This is a genomic window from Streptomyces sp. NPDC086549 (assembly GCF_044746205.1).
In the GTDB taxonomy this organism is placed as follows: Bacteria; Actinomycetota; Actinomycetes; order Streptomycetales; family Streptomycetaceae; genus Streptomyces.
This window is the reverse complement of sequence record NZ_JBIVBS010000011.1, coordinates 276397-292974: the sequence shown is the minus strand read 5'-3', so window position 1 is coordinate 292974 and position 16578 is coordinate 276397. Positions and strand designations below refer to the sequence as shown.

At 70.0% G+C, this 16578-nt stretch carries 17 protein-coding genes and 1 pseudogene; 6 read left to right on the top strand and 12 right to left on the bottom strand.

Features of this window, described 5'->3' with window-relative positions:
- Positions 1–47: 47 nt before the first annotated feature.
- From ACIPSA_RS31355 to ACIPSA_RS31340, 4 genes and pseudogenes are all read right to left on the bottom strand, one after another.
- Positions 48–917: an SMI1/KNR4 family protein gene (locus ACIPSA_RS31355; RefSeq protein WP_402640370.1), complete on the bottom strand. Its 870-nt coding sequence runs from the start codon at positions 915–917 to the stop codon at positions 48–50.
- 32 nt (positions 918–949) lie between these two features.
- Positions 950–1223 (bottom strand): annotated as a pseudogene (locus ACIPSA_RS31350) (alcohol dehydrogenase); the annotation flags it as partial.
- 18 nt (positions 1224–1241) lie between these two features.
- The gene (locus tag ACIPSA_RS31345) at positions 1242–2423 is read right to left on the bottom strand and encodes an ArgE/DapE family deacylase (protein WP_402640369.1); all 1182 of its coding nucleotides are present in this window, start codon (positions 2421–2423) and stop codon (positions 1242–1244) included.
- Positions 2424–2659: 236 nt separating this feature from the next.
- Complete coding sequence (locus ACIPSA_RS31340; RefSeq protein WP_402640367.1) at positions 2660–3580, bottom strand: LysR substrate-binding domain-containing protein; 921 nt, start codon at positions 3578–3580, stop codon at positions 2660–2662.
- A gap of 109 nt (positions 3581–3689) precedes the next feature.
- Here ACIPSA_RS31340 and ACIPSA_RS31335 point away from each other — a divergent pair, with 109 nt between their 5' ends.
- Positions 3690–4880 carry a diaminopropionate ammonia-lyase gene (locus tag ACIPSA_RS31335; RefSeq protein WP_402640364.1) on the top strand — a complete coding sequence of 397 codons (1191 nt, stop codon included), beginning with the start codon at positions 3690–3692 and terminating at the stop codon, positions 4878–4880.
- A complete protein-coding gene (locus ACIPSA_RS31330) occupies positions 4877–6151 on the top strand; it encodes a Zn-dependent hydrolase (RefSeq protein WP_402640362.1) in 1275 nt (424 codons plus the stop codon). Before ACIPSA_RS31335 ends, ACIPSA_RS31330 begins: the two co-directional genes overlap by 4 nt.
- A gap of 24 nt (positions 6152–6175) precedes the next feature.
- Here ACIPSA_RS31330 and ACIPSA_RS31325 read toward each other — a convergent pair whose 3' ends face one another.
- Genes ACIPSA_RS31325 through ACIPSA_RS31315 form a run of 3 tightly spaced genes read right to left on the bottom strand, consistent with a single transcriptional unit; the run spans position 6176 to position 9275 of the window.
- The gene (locus ACIPSA_RS31325; protein ID WP_402640360.1) at positions 6176–7438 is read right to left on the bottom strand and encodes an MFS transporter; all 1263 of its coding nucleotides are present in this window, start codon (positions 7436–7438) and stop codon (positions 6176–6178) included.
- Positions 7435–8805, bottom strand: a complete 1371-nt coding sequence (locus ACIPSA_RS31320) for a rhodanese-like domain-containing protein (RefSeq protein WP_402640358.1) — start codon at positions 8803–8805, stop codon at positions 7435–7437. Before ACIPSA_RS31320 ends, ACIPSA_RS31325 begins: the two co-directional genes overlap by 4 nt.
- Complete coding sequence (locus ACIPSA_RS31315) at positions 8781–9275, bottom strand: YceI family protein (protein WP_402640355.1); 495 nt, start codon at positions 9273–9275, stop codon at positions 8781–8783. The genes ACIPSA_RS31320 and ACIPSA_RS31315 overlap by 25 nt, the downstream gene beginning before the upstream one ends.
- A gap of 214 nt (positions 9276–9489) precedes the next feature.
- Between ACIPSA_RS31315 and ACIPSA_RS31310 the strand changes: the two genes are divergently transcribed.
- Positions 9490–9954, top strand: a complete 465-nt coding sequence (locus ACIPSA_RS31310) for a MarR family winged helix-turn-helix transcriptional regulator (RefSeq protein WP_402640353.1) — start codon at positions 9490–9492, stop codon at positions 9952–9954.
- A gap of 64 nt (positions 9955–10018) precedes the next feature.
- Complete coding sequence (locus ACIPSA_RS31305; RefSeq protein ID WP_402640350.1) at positions 10019–10471, top strand: MarR family winged helix-turn-helix transcriptional regulator; 453 nt, start codon at positions 10019–10021, stop codon at positions 10469–10471.
- A 186-nt stretch (positions 10472–10657) separates the two neighbouring features.
- On the opposite strand, the gene ACIPSA_RS31300 is transcribed toward ACIPSA_RS31305, so the two are convergent.
- Positions 10658–11125 (bottom strand): nuclear transport factor 2 family protein, encoded by a 468-nt coding sequence (locus ACIPSA_RS31300; RefSeq protein ID WP_402640347.1) that lies wholly within the window; start codon positions 11123–11125, stop codon positions 10658–10660.
- Positions 11126–11173: 48 nt separating this feature from the next.
- Between ACIPSA_RS31300 and ACIPSA_RS31295 the strand changes: the two genes are divergently transcribed.
- A complete protein-coding gene (locus ACIPSA_RS31295; protein ID WP_402640346.1) occupies positions 11174–11836 on the top strand; it encodes a TetR/AcrR family transcriptional regulator in 663 nt (220 codons plus the stop codon).
- A gap of 248 nt (positions 11837–12084) precedes the next feature.
- On the opposite strand, the gene ACIPSA_RS31290 is transcribed toward ACIPSA_RS31295, so the two are convergent.
- The 4 genes from ACIPSA_RS31290 to ACIPSA_RS31275 form a co-directional block, all read right to left on the bottom strand.
- Positions 12085–12963: an LLM class F420-dependent oxidoreductase gene (locus ACIPSA_RS31290; RefSeq protein WP_402640343.1), complete on the bottom strand. Its 879-nt coding sequence runs from the start codon at positions 12961–12963 to the stop codon at positions 12085–12087.
- 275 nt (positions 12964–13238) lie between these two features.
- Positions 13239–13751 carry a peptide-methionine (S)-S-oxide reductase MsrA gene (gene msrA / locus ACIPSA_RS31285; RefSeq protein ID WP_402640340.1) on the bottom strand — a complete coding sequence of 171 codons (513 nt, stop codon included), beginning with the start codon at positions 13749–13751 and terminating at the stop codon, positions 13239–13241.
- Between the two features lie 335 nt (positions 13752–14086).
- Positions 14087–14257: a hypothetical protein gene (locus ACIPSA_RS31280; protein WP_402640338.1), complete on the bottom strand. Its 171-nt coding sequence runs from the start codon at positions 14255–14257 to the stop codon at positions 14087–14089.
- Between the two features lie 141 nt (positions 14258–14398).
- The gene (locus ACIPSA_RS31275; protein ID WP_402640336.1) at positions 14399–14866 is read right to left on the bottom strand and encodes a hypothetical protein; all 468 of its coding nucleotides are present in this window, start codon (positions 14864–14866) and stop codon (positions 14399–14401) included.
- A gap of 87 nt (positions 14867–14953) precedes the next feature.
- On the opposite strand from ACIPSA_RS31275, the gene mdlC reads away from it, so the two are divergent.
- Complete coding sequence (gene mdlC / locus ACIPSA_RS31270) at positions 14954–16537, top strand: benzoylformate decarboxylase (RefSeq protein WP_402640334.1); 1584 nt, start codon at positions 14954–14956, stop codon at positions 16535–16537.
- The last annotated feature ends 41 nt before the right edge of the window (positions 16538–16578 follow it).

Here is a 16578-nt window from a genome sequence, read left to right as displayed (position 1 = left end):
AACGCCGAATGAGCCGCCGCTCGGCCGAGGACACGGCGCCGCGTGCGCTATCGCATCGCGGCGTCCAGCGCCATGTTCGCGGAACAGTCCATGAACCAGTGCGCTCGGAAGTCAACCGGCATCCGGATCGGGTGCTGCGGGTCGGTGAGGTGACGGTACAGGTACTCCGTGGCCGTGCAGTCGAACCGATCTCCTGCCTCGGGTCCGTCCCCGCTGAGGTAGACGGGCCACCGGTCGGGGTCGGGGCCCTCGGTGATCCAGTGGAACGACTGCTCGTGTTCGTTGCCCATCCAGGGCACCAGCCCGCCCGGGGCCGGGAACGGTGGATGCGGCTCCCAGTGCGCCTGGCCCAGTCTCGCCGCCAACTCGGTGGTTTTGACCAGCTCGTCCGGCATGAACACGCAGTGGAAACCGTCGAACATGCCGTGGCCGAACGTTTCGACGAGCGCCTTGTAGTCGCACGGCAGAGGCGTTCCCAGGCGGGCCTCGACAGCCGCCCAGTCGACGTCGAACCGCGTCCTAGCTGTCCAGCCGGTCACGGCGACGAGCCTTTCCAGCCATGAGGTCTCTGCGGGCAACTCCTCCGGGGCCGGCGTGCCGCGCAGGGCGATGAGGAGGGCGGGACGGGCATCCCTGCCCTGACCGGTCCGGCCGAAGGCGACCCACCGGTTGCTGAACGGCCAGGCGTACCTCCAGTCGACCTGCCCCGACAAGGGCAGCGGCGGCAGCCGATCGGCACCGGCGAGCGGCTCGCCGTACCAGCCGGAAAGCGTATCGACCAGGTTGCTCAGGTCGGCACGATCGGAGACGGGAAGACAGACATGACCTGGCGGATGCCCGAGTTCGCGGCAGGTCAGCTCACGGAGATCCGGCCACAGAATCTCGGCCACGGCCGTCAGCAGCTGCTTGTCGTCCATGCCCCCGAGTCAACCACTCGCCACTGACAGCGGCTTCCGGCGAGGTTGTCGAAGGCCGTCGGGTTGCTGGTGGCGCAGTAGTGGTCGGCGCCCACACGCACGCCGTCATCCTGCTTCTTGAGCGACTGGGAGAGGACGGTGACCGCGGCCCATCGCCTTGGCGATCTCGACCGCGAGGTGGCCCGGGCCGCCGAGACCGACGACCGCGGCCTTCCTGCCGGGGCCCGTACCCCAGTGCCGCGGCGGTGAGTCGGTCGTGATGCCCGCGCACAGCAGGGGCGCGGCGTTGTCGAGGGGGAGGCCGTCGGCAGGGCCCGGCCGGGCTCAGGAACAGAAGTCCGTGATGGTGTCGGTGAGGATCTCGGTCAGGCGGTCCAGCGAGGCGAGGTCGGCGTACTCGGTGGCCGCGTGGGCGCCCGCGCCGTCGACGCCGAAGAGCAGGCAGGGAATGCCCGCGCGGTCCAGGAGAGCGCAGTCGGTCCAGAAGGGCTCGGCGCGCACCACGGGTGGGTGCCCGAGCACCTTTTCGGCGTGGCGGGCCAGGGTACGCACGATGGGGGTCTGGGGGTCGGCCTCGAAGGGCTCCCGGTGCAGGCCGGGGTTCAGGCGGTACCGGAAGTCGGGGACCGTGGCGGCGAGGTGATCGAGGACGGCGGTCAGTTCCTGTGCGACGGTGTCGGCGCTCTCGCCCGGGACGGTGCGGCGTTCGAGGGTGATGCGGCAGTGCGCCGGGTACGTGGAGGCCTCCTCGCCTCCCCGGATGACGGAGGCGTGCACGGTGCCGGTGCCCAGGAGAGGATGGGCCGGTCCCTGCGCGAGGCGCTGTCCCCGTTCCTCCAGGGCGACCAGGAAGTGGCCGGCCTTGGCGATGGCGTCGATGCCGAGTTCGGGGCGTGAACCATGGGCGGCGCGACCGCTGATCTCGACATCGAACCAGGCGAAGCCCTTGTGGGCGAGGGTGAGTTGGAGATGGCTCGGTTCGGTGACGATCGCCGCGTCGGCGGTGAAGGACTCCAGCACTTCCGCGGTGCCATGGCTGCCGTACTCCTCGTCGGCGACGCAGGCGACGATCACGTCGCCGCGCAGAGGCCCTTGCGCGGTGGCACGCGCGGCGGCGACCATCATGGCCGCGACGCCGCCCTTCATGTCGAAGGTGCCGCGGCCGAACATCTTGCCGTCGCGGATCCGCGGGTCGAGGGGGTCTCCGTCGTAGTCGGCGAGGCTGACGGTGTCGAGGTGGCCGTTGAGCATCAGCGATCGCCCGCCGCCGGTGCCGCGGGCGATCGCCACGAGCGAGGGGCGTCCGGGGCGCTGTTCCAGGCGGTGTACCTCGAAACCGCGGGCGGCCAGCCATGCGTCGCAGAAGTCGGCGATGACGGTCTCGCCTGCGCCGTTGGGTACGAGGTCGGGGTTGACGGAGTCGAGGGCGGTCAGCCGGGCCAGGAGAGAGACGGGATCGTCCTCGGGGCCGCGGGCCGCTGGGGTTGCGGGGGTTTCTGGCAGCATGACGGGCCTTCCGCGGTGGGAGGCGCCCAGGAGGGGCACGGCGGGGGCGGGCGGTGTGGTCTCGACGGCGGATCCGTCGGTTGAGCACCCTGCCCCAGCCCGATCCTGCTGGTCCAGCGATGGTTTCCGAGCATGAGCCGTCGGAATTTCCGAACAGTCACGCTGCCGGCGGCACTGATCCGCGCTGCGCGCCGCCTTCGTTCAGGTACCGGTTCGGGCTGTCGGTTCAAATGCCGTCAATTGCCGGTTCGGGCTGTCAGTTGTGCTGCCGCGTGCTGGAGGGCGTGCCGGCATGCCGCGACGGCCGGGTGCCCGCTGCGGCCCTGGCGCACCGCGCTGAAGACGCGACGGGTGCGTTGGCCTCGGGGAAGTGAGGTCAGGGCGACCGTAGGGAGTTGTCCGTTCCACACGAGGTCGGGAAGCAGGGCCACGGCGTGGCCCCTTTCGACGAGGCGGAGCTGGATGAGCAGGTCGGTGGTCTCGAACCGCACGTCGGGCTCGAAGCCGGCGTTGCGGCACAGGGTCATGGCCCAGTGGCGGGCGGCCGTGCCCTCGGGCTCCATGGCCCACGGATGGTCGGCGAGTGCCCGCAGTGACGCCGTGGGCCCGCCCCTCTCCTCGGCCGGTTCGGGCAGGGCGAGGCGGAGAACGTCGTTGAGCAGGTCTTCCTGTTCGACGCCCGCGGGCCGGGGGTTGGGATTGCCCGGGTACTCCTCGGCGACGACCAGGTCGAAGTCGCGGGCTAGCAGGGCGGGCAGGGCCGCTTCCGGGCGCATCTGTGTCACGTGGACCCGCAAGGCAGGGTGGAGGTCGCGCAGCAGGCTCAGCGCGGGCGGCACCAGGGCCAGAGCGGCCGTCTGGAAGGAGGCGATGCGCAGCGTGCCGGTCAGGTCGGTCAGGGAGGCGGTTATGTCCGCCTCGGCCCGCTCCAGCCGCTCGAGCACCGCCTCGGTGTGCGCGACCAGGATCTCGGCCTGCTCGGTCAGCCGTACCCGCCGGCCTACCGGCTCCAGCAGCGGGACACCGACCTCCGTCTCCAACTGGGAGAGCTGCTGCGAGACGGACGACGGGCTGTAGGACAGGGCGGCCGCGACGGCCGCCAGGGTGCCGCGATGCTTGAGTTCGCGCAGCAGACGCAGTCGGTGCAGGTCAAACATCGGTGGATCGCTCTCTTCGCCTCTCACCCTGATTCATCGGTCTTAGCGATGAGTATAGGTGGAAAACATTTGCTGGACCGATGACAAGGGCTGGCTGCACGCTGACGTTGTGCCAGAGAACGCTCCTTCCACGAGGGCTCTGCCGTGGTTCACGCGGCCCGCCGCCCGGTCCTGGACCTGCCCGCCGATTCCCGCCGGTGTGCAGGACTTCCACGCCTCCCTGCCCGGGTTCACCCCCACCCCCCTGACCGAACTCCCCACCCTCGCCTCGGAGCTGGCGGTCGGGCGTGTCTTCGTCAAGGACGAGTCGTCCCGTCTGGGCCTGCCCGCCTTCAAGGCACTGGGCGCGTCCTGGGCGGTGCACCGCGCCCTGGCCGAGCGGACGGCCCTCGCCCCGAGCGCGGGGACCGTCACGCTGGTCAGCGCCACCGACGGCAACCACGGCCGCGCCGTGGCCCGGATGGCACGCCTGCTCGGCCAGCGCGCGCACATCTTCGTCCCGCGCGGCGTCCATCCGGCCGCCGTGACGGCCATAGCCTCCGAGGGGGCCGAGGTCACCCAGGTTCCGGACTCGTACGACGAAGCCGTGCGCCAGGCGGCCGAGGCAGCCGGCGCGGGGGACACGCTCCTGGTCCAGGACACCGCCTGGCACGGCTACGAGAAGATCCCCGGCTGGATCGTCGAGGGCTACTCCACCCTCTGCGCGGAGATCGACGAGCAGTTGGCCGCCGCCGGATCCGCGGCACCAGGGCTGGTCGCCGTCCCGGTGGGTGTGGGCTCGCTGGCACAGGCCGTCGTGACCCACTACCGCAGCCGCTCGTGCGGCCCGGCTCCGGCCCTGCTGTCGGTCGAGCCGGAGGCCGCGGCCTGTGTCCTGCAGAGCCTCACCTGCGGGGAAGCCGTCAGTGTCACCACCGGCGAGACGACCATGGCCGGGCTGAACTGCGGCACCCCGTCCAGCATCGCCTGGCCCTACCTGCGACAGGGGCTGGACGCCGCGGTCGCCGTCACCGACGCCGGCAGCACCCGCGCGGCCGACGACCTCGCGGCACTCGGCGTCCCCTCGGGCCCCTGCGGGGCTGCCGCCCTCGCCGGTGCCCGCGCGGCGCTCACCGGGGCGGGCGCCGAAGAACGCCGTACGGCACTGGGGCTCGGCCCGGCCTCGGTGGTCGTCCTGCTGAGCACCGAGGGCACGGCCGCCAACCCGCACCCCACCGCCGACCTCTCACCGGGCGGCACCCGAAAGACCGCTGCGTCGAACGATCACACCCCCATCCGACCTGCGGGGGACAGGACATGACGAGCCCCACCCCTGACACGATCACCGTCAACGGCGACCGCCTGTGGCGATCCCTGATGGACCTCGCCGAGATCGGCGCCTACGACGACGACCGCACCGGCCTGCGCGGCGTCAACCGCCTTGCCCTCACCGACGCCGACGCCGCCGGGCGCCGCCGGGTCATCGGCTGGATGGAAGAGGCCGGACTGACCGTCCGCATCGACCGGATGGGCAACATCTACGGCCGTCGCGAAGGCACCGACCCCACCGCGGCCCCCGTCCTGACCGGTTCGCACATCGACAGCGTCGCCACCGCCGGCGCCTTCGACGGCTGCCTCGGAGTCCTGGGCGGCATCGAAGTCGTACGGACGTTGAAGGAGCGCGGCATCAGCACCCGCCACCCCATCGAGGTCGGCGTCTTCACCGAGGAGGAAGGGGTCCGCTTCGGCACCGACATGCTGGGCAGCGCCGTCGCCGCCGGGCGCCTGACCCTCGCATACGCCCATGGGCTGACCGACCGCGACGGGCTCACCCTCGGCGGTGAACTCGTCCGCACCGGCTTCGCCGGCCCCGCCCGCGTACGGCTCGACCGGCCGCACGCCTACGTCGAGTGCCACATCGAACAGGGCCCCGTCCTCGCCGAGAACGATGTCCCCGTCGGAGTAGTCACCGGCGTGCAGAGCATCTCCTGGCAGGAGATCACCATCAACGGCCGCGCCGCCCACGCCGGCACCACACCCACCCACCTGCGCGCCGACGCCGCGCTCGCCGCCGCCCAGATCGTCGTCCACGTTCGGAGCATGGTGGACTCCGGCGCGTACGGCGACCTGCGCGCCACCGTCGGGCACCTGACCGTCCACCCGGACCTGACCAACATCGTCCCGGCCCGCGCGGAGATGACCGTCGACCTGCGCAATCCCGACGACGCCCACATGGCCCGCGCCGAGCAGGACCTGGCCGCATTCCTGAGCGATCTGGAGAGCGGTCGGCCGGGCCTGACCCTGACCAGTCGGCGCATGGCCAGGACCGCCCACGTCCCCTTCGACGAGGAGGTGCAGAAGGTCATCGCCCAGGCCGCCGACGACCACGGCCTGTCGCACATGTCCCTGCTCTCCGGCGCCGGCCACGACGCTCAGGAGATCGCCGCGCTCTGCCCCACCGCCATGATCTTCGTGCGTGGCGAGTACGACGGCATCAGCCACAACCCCCGCGAGTACTCCACACCCGAAGCGTGCACGTACGGCGTGAACGTCCTCGCGACCACCCTTCTGCGCCTGGCCGGCCAGGTCTGACACCGGGCCGACGCCGGACTCCGGTCAGCGGGTGGCGTGATGTTCCGTGATCCAGCGGGCGGCGAGGAGGCCGGAGCCGGCGGTGAGGACGGCAGCGGCGATGACGGTTGCGTTCAGCCCGAACGTGTCGGCGAGGATGCCGGCCACCAGGGCTCCCGCGGCGTACCCGATGTCGCGCCAGAAGCGGTACGTGCCCAGCGCGTTGGCCCGCCAAGTGGGGTGGGCGTGGTCGGAGACCGCGGCGATCAGCGCAGGGTAGACCATGGCTGTGCCGATGCCGAGCACCACGGCGGACAGGATGCCCGCGAGCAGTGGCGTGTCCAGCAGGGCCAGGGCGAGGACGAAGCCCCCGGCCTGGACGAGCATGCCGGCGACGATGAGGGGTTTGCGGCCGATGCGGTCGGCGAGGTGGCCGGTGGGGATCTGCCCGATGCCCCACAGCAGCGGGTACAGGCCCTTGATCAGGCCGACGGAGGCCAGACCGAGGCCATGGTCGGTGAACAGCAGTGGGAAGACGCCCCAGGTCAGGCCGTCGTTGAGGTTGTTGACCAGACCGGCCTGGCAGGCGCCGCGCAGGGAGCGGTTGCGCCACGAGGTGCGAGCGAATGTCTGTGCCGGACCGGCGGACCGCTCGGCGACGGTCGGCTCGGGGTGCTGGGCCAGTTCCAGCGCGACGTGAGCGCCGGTGTCGTGAACGATGAGCGTCAGCGCCAGGCCCGCGGCGACGAAGACGACACCGATGAGCTCGGGCACGGGGCGCAGGCCGTACGCGGTGGCGAGGCAGCCGGTGAGCAGGGCGGTGGCGCCGACGGCGACGTATCCCGCGGCCTCGTTCAGACCCATGGCCAGCCCGCGGCGGGCGGGACCGACCAGGTCGATCTTCATGTTGACGGTCATCGACCAGGTCAGACCCTGGTTGACGCCGAGCAGCACATTGGCCGCGACGATCCACCCCCACGACGGCGCCCAGGCGAGTGCGAACGGCACGGGGATGCCGATGAGCCAGCCCGTCACCAGGAGCTGCTTGCGCCGGAAGCGGGCGGTCAGCGCCCCGGCGGCCAGGTTGGTCACGGCCTTGGTCACGCCGAAGGCGATGATGAAGGAGAAGACGGCCAGGTCGCTGGCGAGTCCGAAGACGTGGGCGCCGATCAGCGGAACGGTCGTGCGCTCGAGGCCGACCAGGCCGCCGACACAGATGTTGACGATGACGAGCAGGGTGAACTGCAGCCAGTTCTCACGCAGTCCGAGCTGTACGGATCTGGCGGCGGGGCTTGTCGTGGTGCTCACCGGCCTCCGCCTTCGGCGAGGTGCTGGGCGTGGGCGGCGGCGTACTCGGGGGGACCGCCGTCGAGCACCGTCAGCCTCGTGCGGCCGGCGCGTTCCAGGATGCTGGCGGCGGTCATGGCCCTTTCGCCGTGCCCGCAGGCCACGACCGCTCCGTCGGGGACGGAGCCGGCATGTGCCACGAGCGTGCCGAGTTCGAGGTGGACGGCGCCGGGGACGTGCCCGGCCGTGTACTCCGCTGCCTGTCGCACGTCGACGTACGGGCCCCTCGGTGTCCGGTCGGCGGTGACGAACGCGGTGGTCGTCTGCGGACGGCCGTCGGCGAGCCAGGCGGGCATGCCGCCGGCGAGGCGTCCGGCCAGCCGCTCGTAGCCGATCTTGTATGCCTGCCAGACGATCTCGCTCAGGTCCTGGCGCTCGCCGGCGACGAACGCGAGGGGCGCGTCGTCGGGCAGCAGCCAACCCAGCCAGGTCGCGAACTGGTCCCGCAGCGGGACGGAGAGCGAGCCGGGGATGTGGCCGGCCGCGTACCGGGCGGCGGGGCGCACGTCGACGACATGGCCGCCGTCGGCGAGCAGCGCGCCGAGTTGCCCGGTGTCGAGTGCGGGCAGCGGCGGAGTGGCGGTCAGGACGGCGGGGCCGCGCCGGTTGGCCTCGGCGAGGCGGTCGAAGTAGGCGGGGTAGGAGCCCAGGCTCGCCACCAGCTGTCGTACGAAGGCATCCTCATCCGGTGCGGACAGCAGCGGGTTGGCCTGCTTCTGCGCGCCGATGGTGGTGATGCGTTCGGTGCCCGGCGGGGCCGAGCAGAAGGAGCCCGCCCCGTGGGTCGGCCACACCGCGGTCTCGTCCGGCAGCGCGGCCAGGCGCCGCAGCGAGCGGTACTGGGCGCGGGCCAGTTCCTCGGTCCGCTCGGCGCCGAGCAGGTCGGTGCGGGCGGCGGATTCCACGATCAGCGAGCCGCCGGTGAACACCCCGAGCCCCACGTCACCGTCCAGCAGCAGGAAGGACAGGTGCTCGTCGGTGTGCCCGGGGGTGGCCAGGGCACGCAGGCTCAGCCCGCCCAGGTCCACCTCGTCCCCGTCGACCAGGCCCCGGTGCTCGAACGTACGGCGGCCGGCAGCGGAGGCCAGCACGGTGGCCCGGTGGTCGTGGCCGAGCTGGACGGCGCCGGAGAGGAAGTCGGCGTGCAGGTGCGTGTCCGCGGCGAACGCGACCCGCACACCGCGCCGCTCGGCGGCGGCGTTCAGGGTGCGCAGGTCGCGGCAGGTGTCGACGGCCAGGGCGCGGCCGTCGCCCAGGTCGACGAGGTAGGCACTGTTGCCCAGCCCGTGGTCGACCAGCGGTATCAGGTGGTCGTCGGCGAAGCCCACGGCAGTCCTCCAGGATCCGGCAGGGACAAGTGAGGAGGGGACGTGTGGTCACCACCTCCACCCTCCTCTACAATATTCCATGGATTTATGGAGGATGCCACAAGGCGCAGCGACCCGTCCTCGACGGTCAGGGAGTCGACCGTCAGACGGACGGGCGCCCGGTGGCCGCGTACGGTGAGCAGGCCTTCGACGGTCCAGACGCCTGCCTCCCCGCGGTCCACACGGGTCGACTCGAACGTGATGGCCGGGTGCCTGGCCGTGTCGAGGAACGCCTCGGAGCGCACGTGCTCGTCGCGGCGGGGTGCGTCCGTGCGGAAACTGTCCGCGTCGACGACCGCGTGAGCGGACGAGTCGGTCACCGGTTCCGTGATGGTGATGCTCGCCGAACCCAGGTCGAACGTGCCGTTCACCTTGCCCAGGCCGAACATGTGCCGGGTGGTGAAGGTGATGGACGAGCGGGCGGGATCCACCCGGTAGGTCCCGGCGGGGGCAACTGAGCACTCATCCCCTTCTGGCCTCTCACTTGTCGTCGCACGGGGCGACCCCCCCGACGGATCTTTACTTGCCGAAGCAAGCATCATCACTGGTACGGTGCTTTGTTAAGCAAGTAGTTCGCCAGGAATGCGGACGGTGATCGTGGCCAGGAGGGAGGGCGGGGGCGTGCAGATGCAGGAACCCGGGAGAATGCCGGCACTGGAACCGCTGAGCGGTGAGGAGGAGTGCCTGTGGCGCTCGCTGCAAAGGGTGCTCGTGGCCTTGCCCCGCATGCTGGACGAGGACCTGCTGCGCCGCACTGGTCTGTCGCTCACCGAGTACACCGTCCTGATGCACCTCTCGGAGGCGCCCGATCATCAACTGCGGATGACGGACCTGGCCGCGGCCACCGCCCTGTCCGCGAGCCGCATCACGCGAGTGGTGACGGTGCTGCAGTCCCGTGACCTGGTGGACAAGAGGCGCCACTGCACGGACGCGCGGGGGAGTGTGGCGGTGATCACGGAGGCCGGTCGACAGCGGCTGCGCGACGCATACCCGGCGCACCTGGCCGGCGCGCGCAGACACGTCATGGATCGGTTCGACCCCGCGACCGTCGGCCGGATCGCATCACAGTTGCAGTCGGTGGCCGACCGGCTCCACCCGACCTCGAACTGAGTCGCGACCCGGGCATGCGACGCAGCGGTTGAGGTTCTTTGCTTGAGCACGCTACTCTGCCCGGATGACCGTCGATGATCCGTTGACCGCGCAGGAAGAACGCTTCTGGCGTGCCCTGATGCGCGTCATCGTCGCGCTGCCGCGTTCGCTGGATGACGATCTGCTGCGATCCACGGGGCTGACACTCACCGAGTACGTCGTGCTGATGAACCTCTCCGAGGCCGAGAACCAGGAGCTCCGCATGTCGGATCTCGCCTCGGCGACCGCCCTGTCGGCGAGCCGCATCACACGCGTCGTGGACGCGCTGCAAAGCCGCGGCCAGGTGGTCAAACGGCGCTACGAGGGGGACGCCCGGGGGAACGTCGCGACCCTCACCCCGGACGGTCTGAAACGACTTCAGGCCGCGTATCCGGTACACCTGGCGAGCGCCCGCAAGCGCGTCTTCGACCACCTCGACGGTCGGTCGCTGCCGGCGCTGGTGAGGCAGTTCGACGCGGTGGTCGAGACGCTCGACTGAGAACCACCGCCATCATTCCGAACGCGGAAGGTCCCGGACGCGTCCATCGTGTCCGGGACCTTCCGCGAGTCGGCGAGTCATCCCTCGCCGCCGTGCGGGACTTCGCCGACGAGGTGGCCCAGCGTCTGGCCGTCGCCGACGCCGACGCCGACGCCGATGAACTGGGCGCAGGGTCGGTCCAGGCCGTCAGGGTGTGGAGGGGCGCGTCTCGGTCCAGTCGACCATCAGCCGGCGCTCGGCGAAGTACCAGTCGCCATCCTGCTTGGTGAATTCGTCGAGATACCGAATGGACGCGATCATGAGTGTGCGCTGCCCGGACTCGTCGACCGAGACATGGTGGGCCAGGCAGTAGCTCTCGCCCGTCGCCCGGGTCCCGTCCAGGGTGACGGTGCTCTGGCCGTTGAAGTGTGTGGTGGTCCGGTAGGTGTTGAGGTTGTCGAACACCGGGGCCAGGGACTCGCGGCCGTGCAGTTCCTGCGTCGGCTCCGCCGCTGTGGCGTCCATGAACACCAGGAAACGGGTGTCTTCGGTGAACAGGGCCATCTGGCCCTTGGCGTCTCTCCGGTCCGCGCAGTGCGCGTAGGCGTCGACCAGCTCGCGGATGGCCAGCCGGTCAGCGGCTTCCTCGGGTGAGGCTGAAGCGTGGGAGGCCACGGAGTTCCTTTCAGCATGCTATTTGACAGATGTATAAAAGCATTGGGCGTGGCAGAGTGCAACGTGGGCAGGTGGGCAGGTGGACACAGAGAGGGCAGAACACTGAACGACCGGATCGATCCGCGCATCACTCGTACGACCCGCGCCTTCGAGCAGGCCATCGTGGACCTGGCCGCGCAGCGGCCCGTCTCCCAGATCACCGTCGCCGAGCTGGCCGACCGCGCCGGGGTCACCCGCGCGACGTTCTACAACCGCTACAGCACCCCGCTGGACCTGCTCATCCAGGTGCTCTACGCAGACCTGGAGCGAGGCCATCGCCGGGAGGAGGAGCGGCGTGCACAGGGCGGGTACTCGGCCCCGGAGCTGCTTCGTCTGGCCACGGAGGAGGTCGCCGACCACGTCGAGCGGTACATGGCGGTGTACCGGCACGCCCTCGAAGATCCGGCGGACAGCGGGGTGTACGAGGCTCTGGTGCGCCACTTCAGTGAGTACGCCCTGGCGTTCATGGCCCGCAGTGACCGCCCGGGGCTGCCCGATGCCAACCGTCGGGTGATCGCGCAGTTCATGGCACACGGCTTCGCCGGCGCCATCAGGGCATGGCTCGACGACCCCTCCGTCACCAAGGACGACATGGTCGACGCGTCCGTGGCGTGCGCTCCCGCCTGGTGGGCGGCCGACGCCGACTCCACGGACACATCCGCTCGTCCGTAGAAGTCGGCGCAGGTTTCCGTCAATTCCCGTACATCTGCCGGGCGATGTGTTCCACGATCATGATGGTGGTCGCGGTGGTCGCGGTGGTCGCGGTGGTCGCGGTGGTCGCGGTGGTCACGGTCGACGGGACCTCAGGCATGATCGAGGCGTCCACCACGTGCAGACCCGCCAGCCCTTGACGGCCCCCGACTCGTCGACGACGGCCCACTCTCGCCGGGTCGTGATCGTCGGCTGTGCGATGTGCCGCGTCATATGCGCAGGGCTTCCGGTACGACGCGCTCGCCCAGCAATTGCAGCGCGGCGTGCTGGTCGGCTCCACGGACCGGTCCGATGACGTGGTCGATGCCGATGCGCTTCAGTCTCCGCAACTCCGTGAGCAGAGCCGGGATGTTCTCGCCTCGTGCTCCGGGGTCGAGCGGAAGCAGGACCGTCTTCTCGATCTCGTCGTAGTTGCGCCCGACGCGATCGCAATGTCCGCGGAGCACATCGAGTTTGTGCTGGAGGTCCGGACCGTGGAAGAGGTTGCAGGCGTCCCCGTACTCCGCGACGAGCCGCAGCGTCTTCCGCTCACCGGATCCGCCGATCAGGATCGGCGGGTGGGGTCGGCGTACCGTTTTCGGGGAGTTGAGGGTGCGCTCGAGCCGGTAGTACCGGCCGTCGAAGGGCTTCTCGTCGTCGCTCCACATCTGCAGGCAGATCCGCAGCGTCTCCTCGAGCCGCTCGAATCGCTCCGCGACCGGGGGAAAAGGCAGGCCGAGTCCGCGCGCCTCGGTGATGTTGAAGCCGGCTCCGACGCCGATGCCCAGGGCCGCGCGGCCCTCGGAAAGGACGTCGAGCGTAGTGATCATCTTGGCCAGCAATCCAGGTGCGCGGTAGCCGGCCGATGTCACCAGGGCGAGAAGTTCCACGCGTTCGGTGGACGCTGCCAGGTAGCCCAGCGTGGTGTACGCCTCCAGCATCTCCTGCTCGGGGGCGCCCACGATCCCGATCTGGAAGAGGTGATCCATGACCGCGATGCGTGTGAAGCCGAACTCTTCCGTGGTTCGGGCGAGGCGCCCCACGTGACGTGCGATGCCTGCCGGGCCCCCGGGCTGGGTGAAATCCGCGATGGCGATGCCGAGGTTCATGCGGACCTTCCGTCGTGTGAGCCGCTGTACCGAACGCAGTCGAGTATGCCCGGGCAACTATGTGCTTTGTCAAGCAAGGAATGGCACGGTGACCGCGGAGAGTTGAAGCGGAGAGCGGTTGGGTCCGGGCCGTTAGCAGGGCTGATAAGGAGAGACCGAGACCCCGCCCCGTTCCTTCCGCGCCTTCGCCAAGGTGGCCAGGCGGACGTGCACGCCCAGGGGCCGCCTCGGGCACTCGGCCCTCCGCGGCCCCTGGGCCGGCGCCTCGCGCGGGCTCAGCCCTCCGTGCGGCTGGGCAGTCGCCATCCCGGGCGCGGGAAGTGGCAGGTGTAGCCGTCGGGGTAGCGCTCCAGGTAGTCCTGGTGCTCGGGTTCGGCCTCCCAGAAGGGGCCGACCGGCTCGACCTCCGTGACGACCTTGCCCGGCCACAGGCCGGAGGCGTCCACGTCCGCGATGGTGTCCTCGGCGATGCTCTTCTGCTCGTCGTCCACGTAGTAGATCGCCGAGCGGTAGCTGAGACCGATGTCGTTGCCCTGACGGTTCTTGGTGCTCGGGTCGTGGATCTGGAAGAAGAACTCCAGGATCGTGCGGAAGTCGGTCTTCTCGGGGTCGAAGAGGATCTCGATGGCCTCCGCGTGCGTGCCGTGGTTACGGTACGTCGCGTTCGGCACGTCACCCCCGCTGTATCCGACCCGGGTCGCCGTCACGCCCGGGAGCCGTCGGATGAGGTCCTGCATCCCCCAGAAACATCCGCCCGCCAGTACGGCCCTCTGCGTCTGCGCTGCCATTGCGGCCCCTTCGATGTCTGTCGCGTCGGTCAGCCGGGCTGCTCGGCTCACACACGGCCGGCATCCCGTACTCTCTGGCTTCATCAGCGCGTGAGGGTCGCAAACAATTCCGTACCTGCCCGCCCGGCTCCGCGGCCGCACGGCGTTTTGCGGGGGACCGGCGGTCGCGCGGGACCTGACCGACCCGGCTCCCAGCCTGCAGGCCGTCTCAAGCGGCGCGGCATCGAGCCTGAGCAGTGCGATGACCGCCGGCTCGAAGACCGGTCCGAGCGGTTCTGCCACACGGTCGGGTCGGTGGAACCCGGCGGACCGTGCACCGCCCTGAGCGCATTGACCTAGTGCACGATGCGCGTGACTGCCCCGTCTTCGGGGTTGCCGTACCTGGAGATCAGCTGCGCGTCGCTCATGTGGTCGACTTCTTCGCTTCGTCTGACGGGAAAGATCACGTGGGTGTCCTTGTCCGTCCAGTACTCGACGACGCGGTGTGTCTCAGTGGCTCGACTCATGCTGTGCTCCCTTGCGGCGCGTGGGGTTCAGGGTGCGTGTGTGCATGTTGAGGGTCAAGAGGGAAAGGGGCTTCCGTTTCGACTGACGGCGGCGTAGGTTCCGTTTACCCCGCGTCGACGCCTTGCGAGGCGCCGGCCCGCCTATCCCGGGAAGGCGGGCCCGCGGGGGCCAATCGCCTGGTCACGGCCGAATGCTTCAGCCGTGTCAGGAGACTGCCGCGACCCTGTCGCGCGATCGGCCTGGCGTCGTTCGTTTTCAGCAGCGGCGTCTGCAGGCGAGTCTCCGCGCCTGCCACACGCGCGGCTCCAGCGCGTCAGGCAGTCAGGTCGCACGGGCATGATCCCGGCAATCCCGGCCGGCGCCGAATCCGAATCGGTCGACGAGCCACCGCCTTGTTGCCCACGACGGCTCTTCGCCAGGAGGCCCACCTCATCGCTGTCGCCACGGGCGATGGTGTGGCCGTTCGACACCAGCCCGACGCCCTGGCCGATCGACGCGACCACCGTCGTCTCCGCATGCTCACCGAACGGACCGCATCTCGCGACGAAGAAGCGTTTGTCCAGGAGGATCGGAAGGGTGGCGCCGAGCCCTTGCCGAGCAGCGCTCACCCCACTGGAACAGGGCCGCTGACCGGGCATCCAGCTTCAGCACGAAAGTCGGTGGCAACGATGACTGCGAAATCCACCGTCCGTAGCGTGACCTACGACCTGCTGCGGACCCTGAAACTCACCACGGTCTTTGGTAATCCCGGCTCCACCGAGCAGCCCTTTCTGCAGGATTTCCCGGCGGACTTCACCTACGTCCTGGCGTTGCAGGAGGCGTCCGTCATCGCGATGGCCGACACGTTCGCCCAGGTCACCCGCCGTCCGGCACTGGTCAACGTGCACTCCTCGGCCGGGCTGGGAAACGCGGTGGGCAACCTGGTGGCGGCCTATCACGGGAATACGCCCCTGATCATCACCTCGGGACAGCAGCATCGGGAGCTGGTGATCGGGGAGCCGTATCTCGGCAACCGTGAGGCCATCACACTGCCGAAGCCATGGGTGAAGTGGTCCTATGAGCCGGCCCGCGCCGAAGACGTCCCGGAGGCGTTCATGCGGGCCTATGCGGAGGCGTTGCAGCCGCCGGCGGGGCCGGTCTACCTGTCGATTCCCATGGACGACTGGAAGCGCCCCCTGTCCGGTTCTGCCCGGGCGCGGACGGTGAGTGACCGGGTCGCACCTGATACGGAGCGGCTGCGCGGCTTCGCCGATCGCATCTCCGCGAGCCGTCGTCCCGCGCTCGTCTTCGGACCGGAGGTGGACCGCGCCGGCGGCTGGGACGCGGCCGTCGTCCTGGCGGAGAAGCTGCGTGCGGCGGTCTACGGCGCCCCGCTGCTGGACCGTGCCTCCTTCCCGGAGGACCACCCCCTCTTCGGCGGCCCGCTCGGCATGTCGGTGAAGACCATCAGTGACCGGCTGACCGGGCACGACCTGGTGGTCGTGATCGGCGCGGAGGTGTTCCGCTACTACCCCTACGTGCCCGGCGACTACCTGCCCGCAGACACGGAACTCCTGCAGATCACCGGCGATCCGGGGGCTGCCGCGGCGGCGCGGGTCGGTGACAGCCTCCTGGGCGATCCGGCGATGGCGATCGAGCTGCTCCTGGACATGGTCGCCGAGGGATCGGAGCGCACCGCTCCGGAGCCGATGACGCGGGCCCGTGAGCTGCCGCGGGCGGCGAGCAGCCCGCTCACCCCGCCGGAGGTGTATGCCGCCCTGAGCAAGGTGCGGCCGCCCGATGCGGTCATCGTGAACGAGTCGACCTCCACGATGGCGCAGCAGATCGAGTGGCTTCCCACGGTCAGGTCCGGATCGTTCTTCGCCACGGCCAGCGGAGGGATCGGCTGGGGCACCCCGGCAGCGGTGGGTGTCGCGCTGGGCGACCGGGACAGGGGTGTCGAGCGGCCGGTGGTCGGTCTGATCGGCGACGGTTCGTTCCAGTACTCCGTGCAGGCGATCTGGACGGCGGCCCAGCACAGCCTCCCGATCGTGTATGTGGTCATGCGTAATCACGAGTACTCCATCCTGAAGTCGTTCGCGGTGCTGGAGGAGACTCCGGGCGTTCCGGGACTCGACCTGCCCGGGCTCGACATCGCCTCCGTGGCCCGCGGCTTCGGGTGCCGCGCGGTCGACGTGGAGACCAGCGAGGATCTGGAGCGGGAGTTCAAGGCGGCTCTGACCGCCGGCACCACCACAGTCATCGTGGTGTCCACACAACCCCAGAAAGCCATGCTCTAGGCCTTGCTCCAGGCCGGCGGCCGGCACGCTCGGAAAGGGGA

Bases quoted from the DNA above. Each gene is read 5' to 3' on its own strand.
- ACIPSA_RS31290 (WP_402640343.1), bottom strand. From the start codon at position 12,963: ATGAACCTCGGCATCGCCATCGCGGATTTCACCCAGCCCGGGGGCCCG.
- ACIPSA_RS31330 (WP_402640362.1), top strand. From the start codon at position 4,877: ATGACGAGCCCCACCCCTGACACGATCACCGTCAACGGCGACCGCCTG.
- msrA (WP_402640340.1), bottom strand. From the start codon at position 13,751: ATGGCAGCGCAGACGCAGAGGGCCGTACTGGCGGGCGGATGTTTCTGG.
- ACIPSA_RS31280 (WP_402640338.1), bottom strand. From the start codon at position 14,257: ATGAGTCGAGCCACTGAGACACACCGCGTCGTCGAGTACTGGACGGAC.
- ACIPSA_RS31305 (WP_402640350.1), top strand. From the start codon at position 10,019: ATGACCGTCGATGATCCGTTGACCGCGCAGGAAGAACGCTTCTGGCGT.
- ACIPSA_RS31310 (WP_402640353.1), top strand. From the start codon at position 9,490: ATGCCGGCACTGGAACCGCTGAGCGGTGAGGAGGAGTGCCTGTGGCGC.
- ACIPSA_RS31340 (WP_402640367.1), bottom strand. From the start codon at position 3,580: ATGTTTGACCTGCACCGACTGCGTCTGCTGCGCGAACTCAAGCATCGC.
- ACIPSA_RS31355 (WP_402640370.1), bottom strand. From the start codon at position 917: ATGGACGACAAGCAGCTGCTGACGGCCGTGGCCGAGATTCTGTGGCCG.
- ACIPSA_RS31345 (WP_402640369.1), bottom strand. From the start codon at position 2,423: ATGCTGCCAGAAACCCCCGCAACCCCAGCGGCCCGCGGCCCCGAGGAC.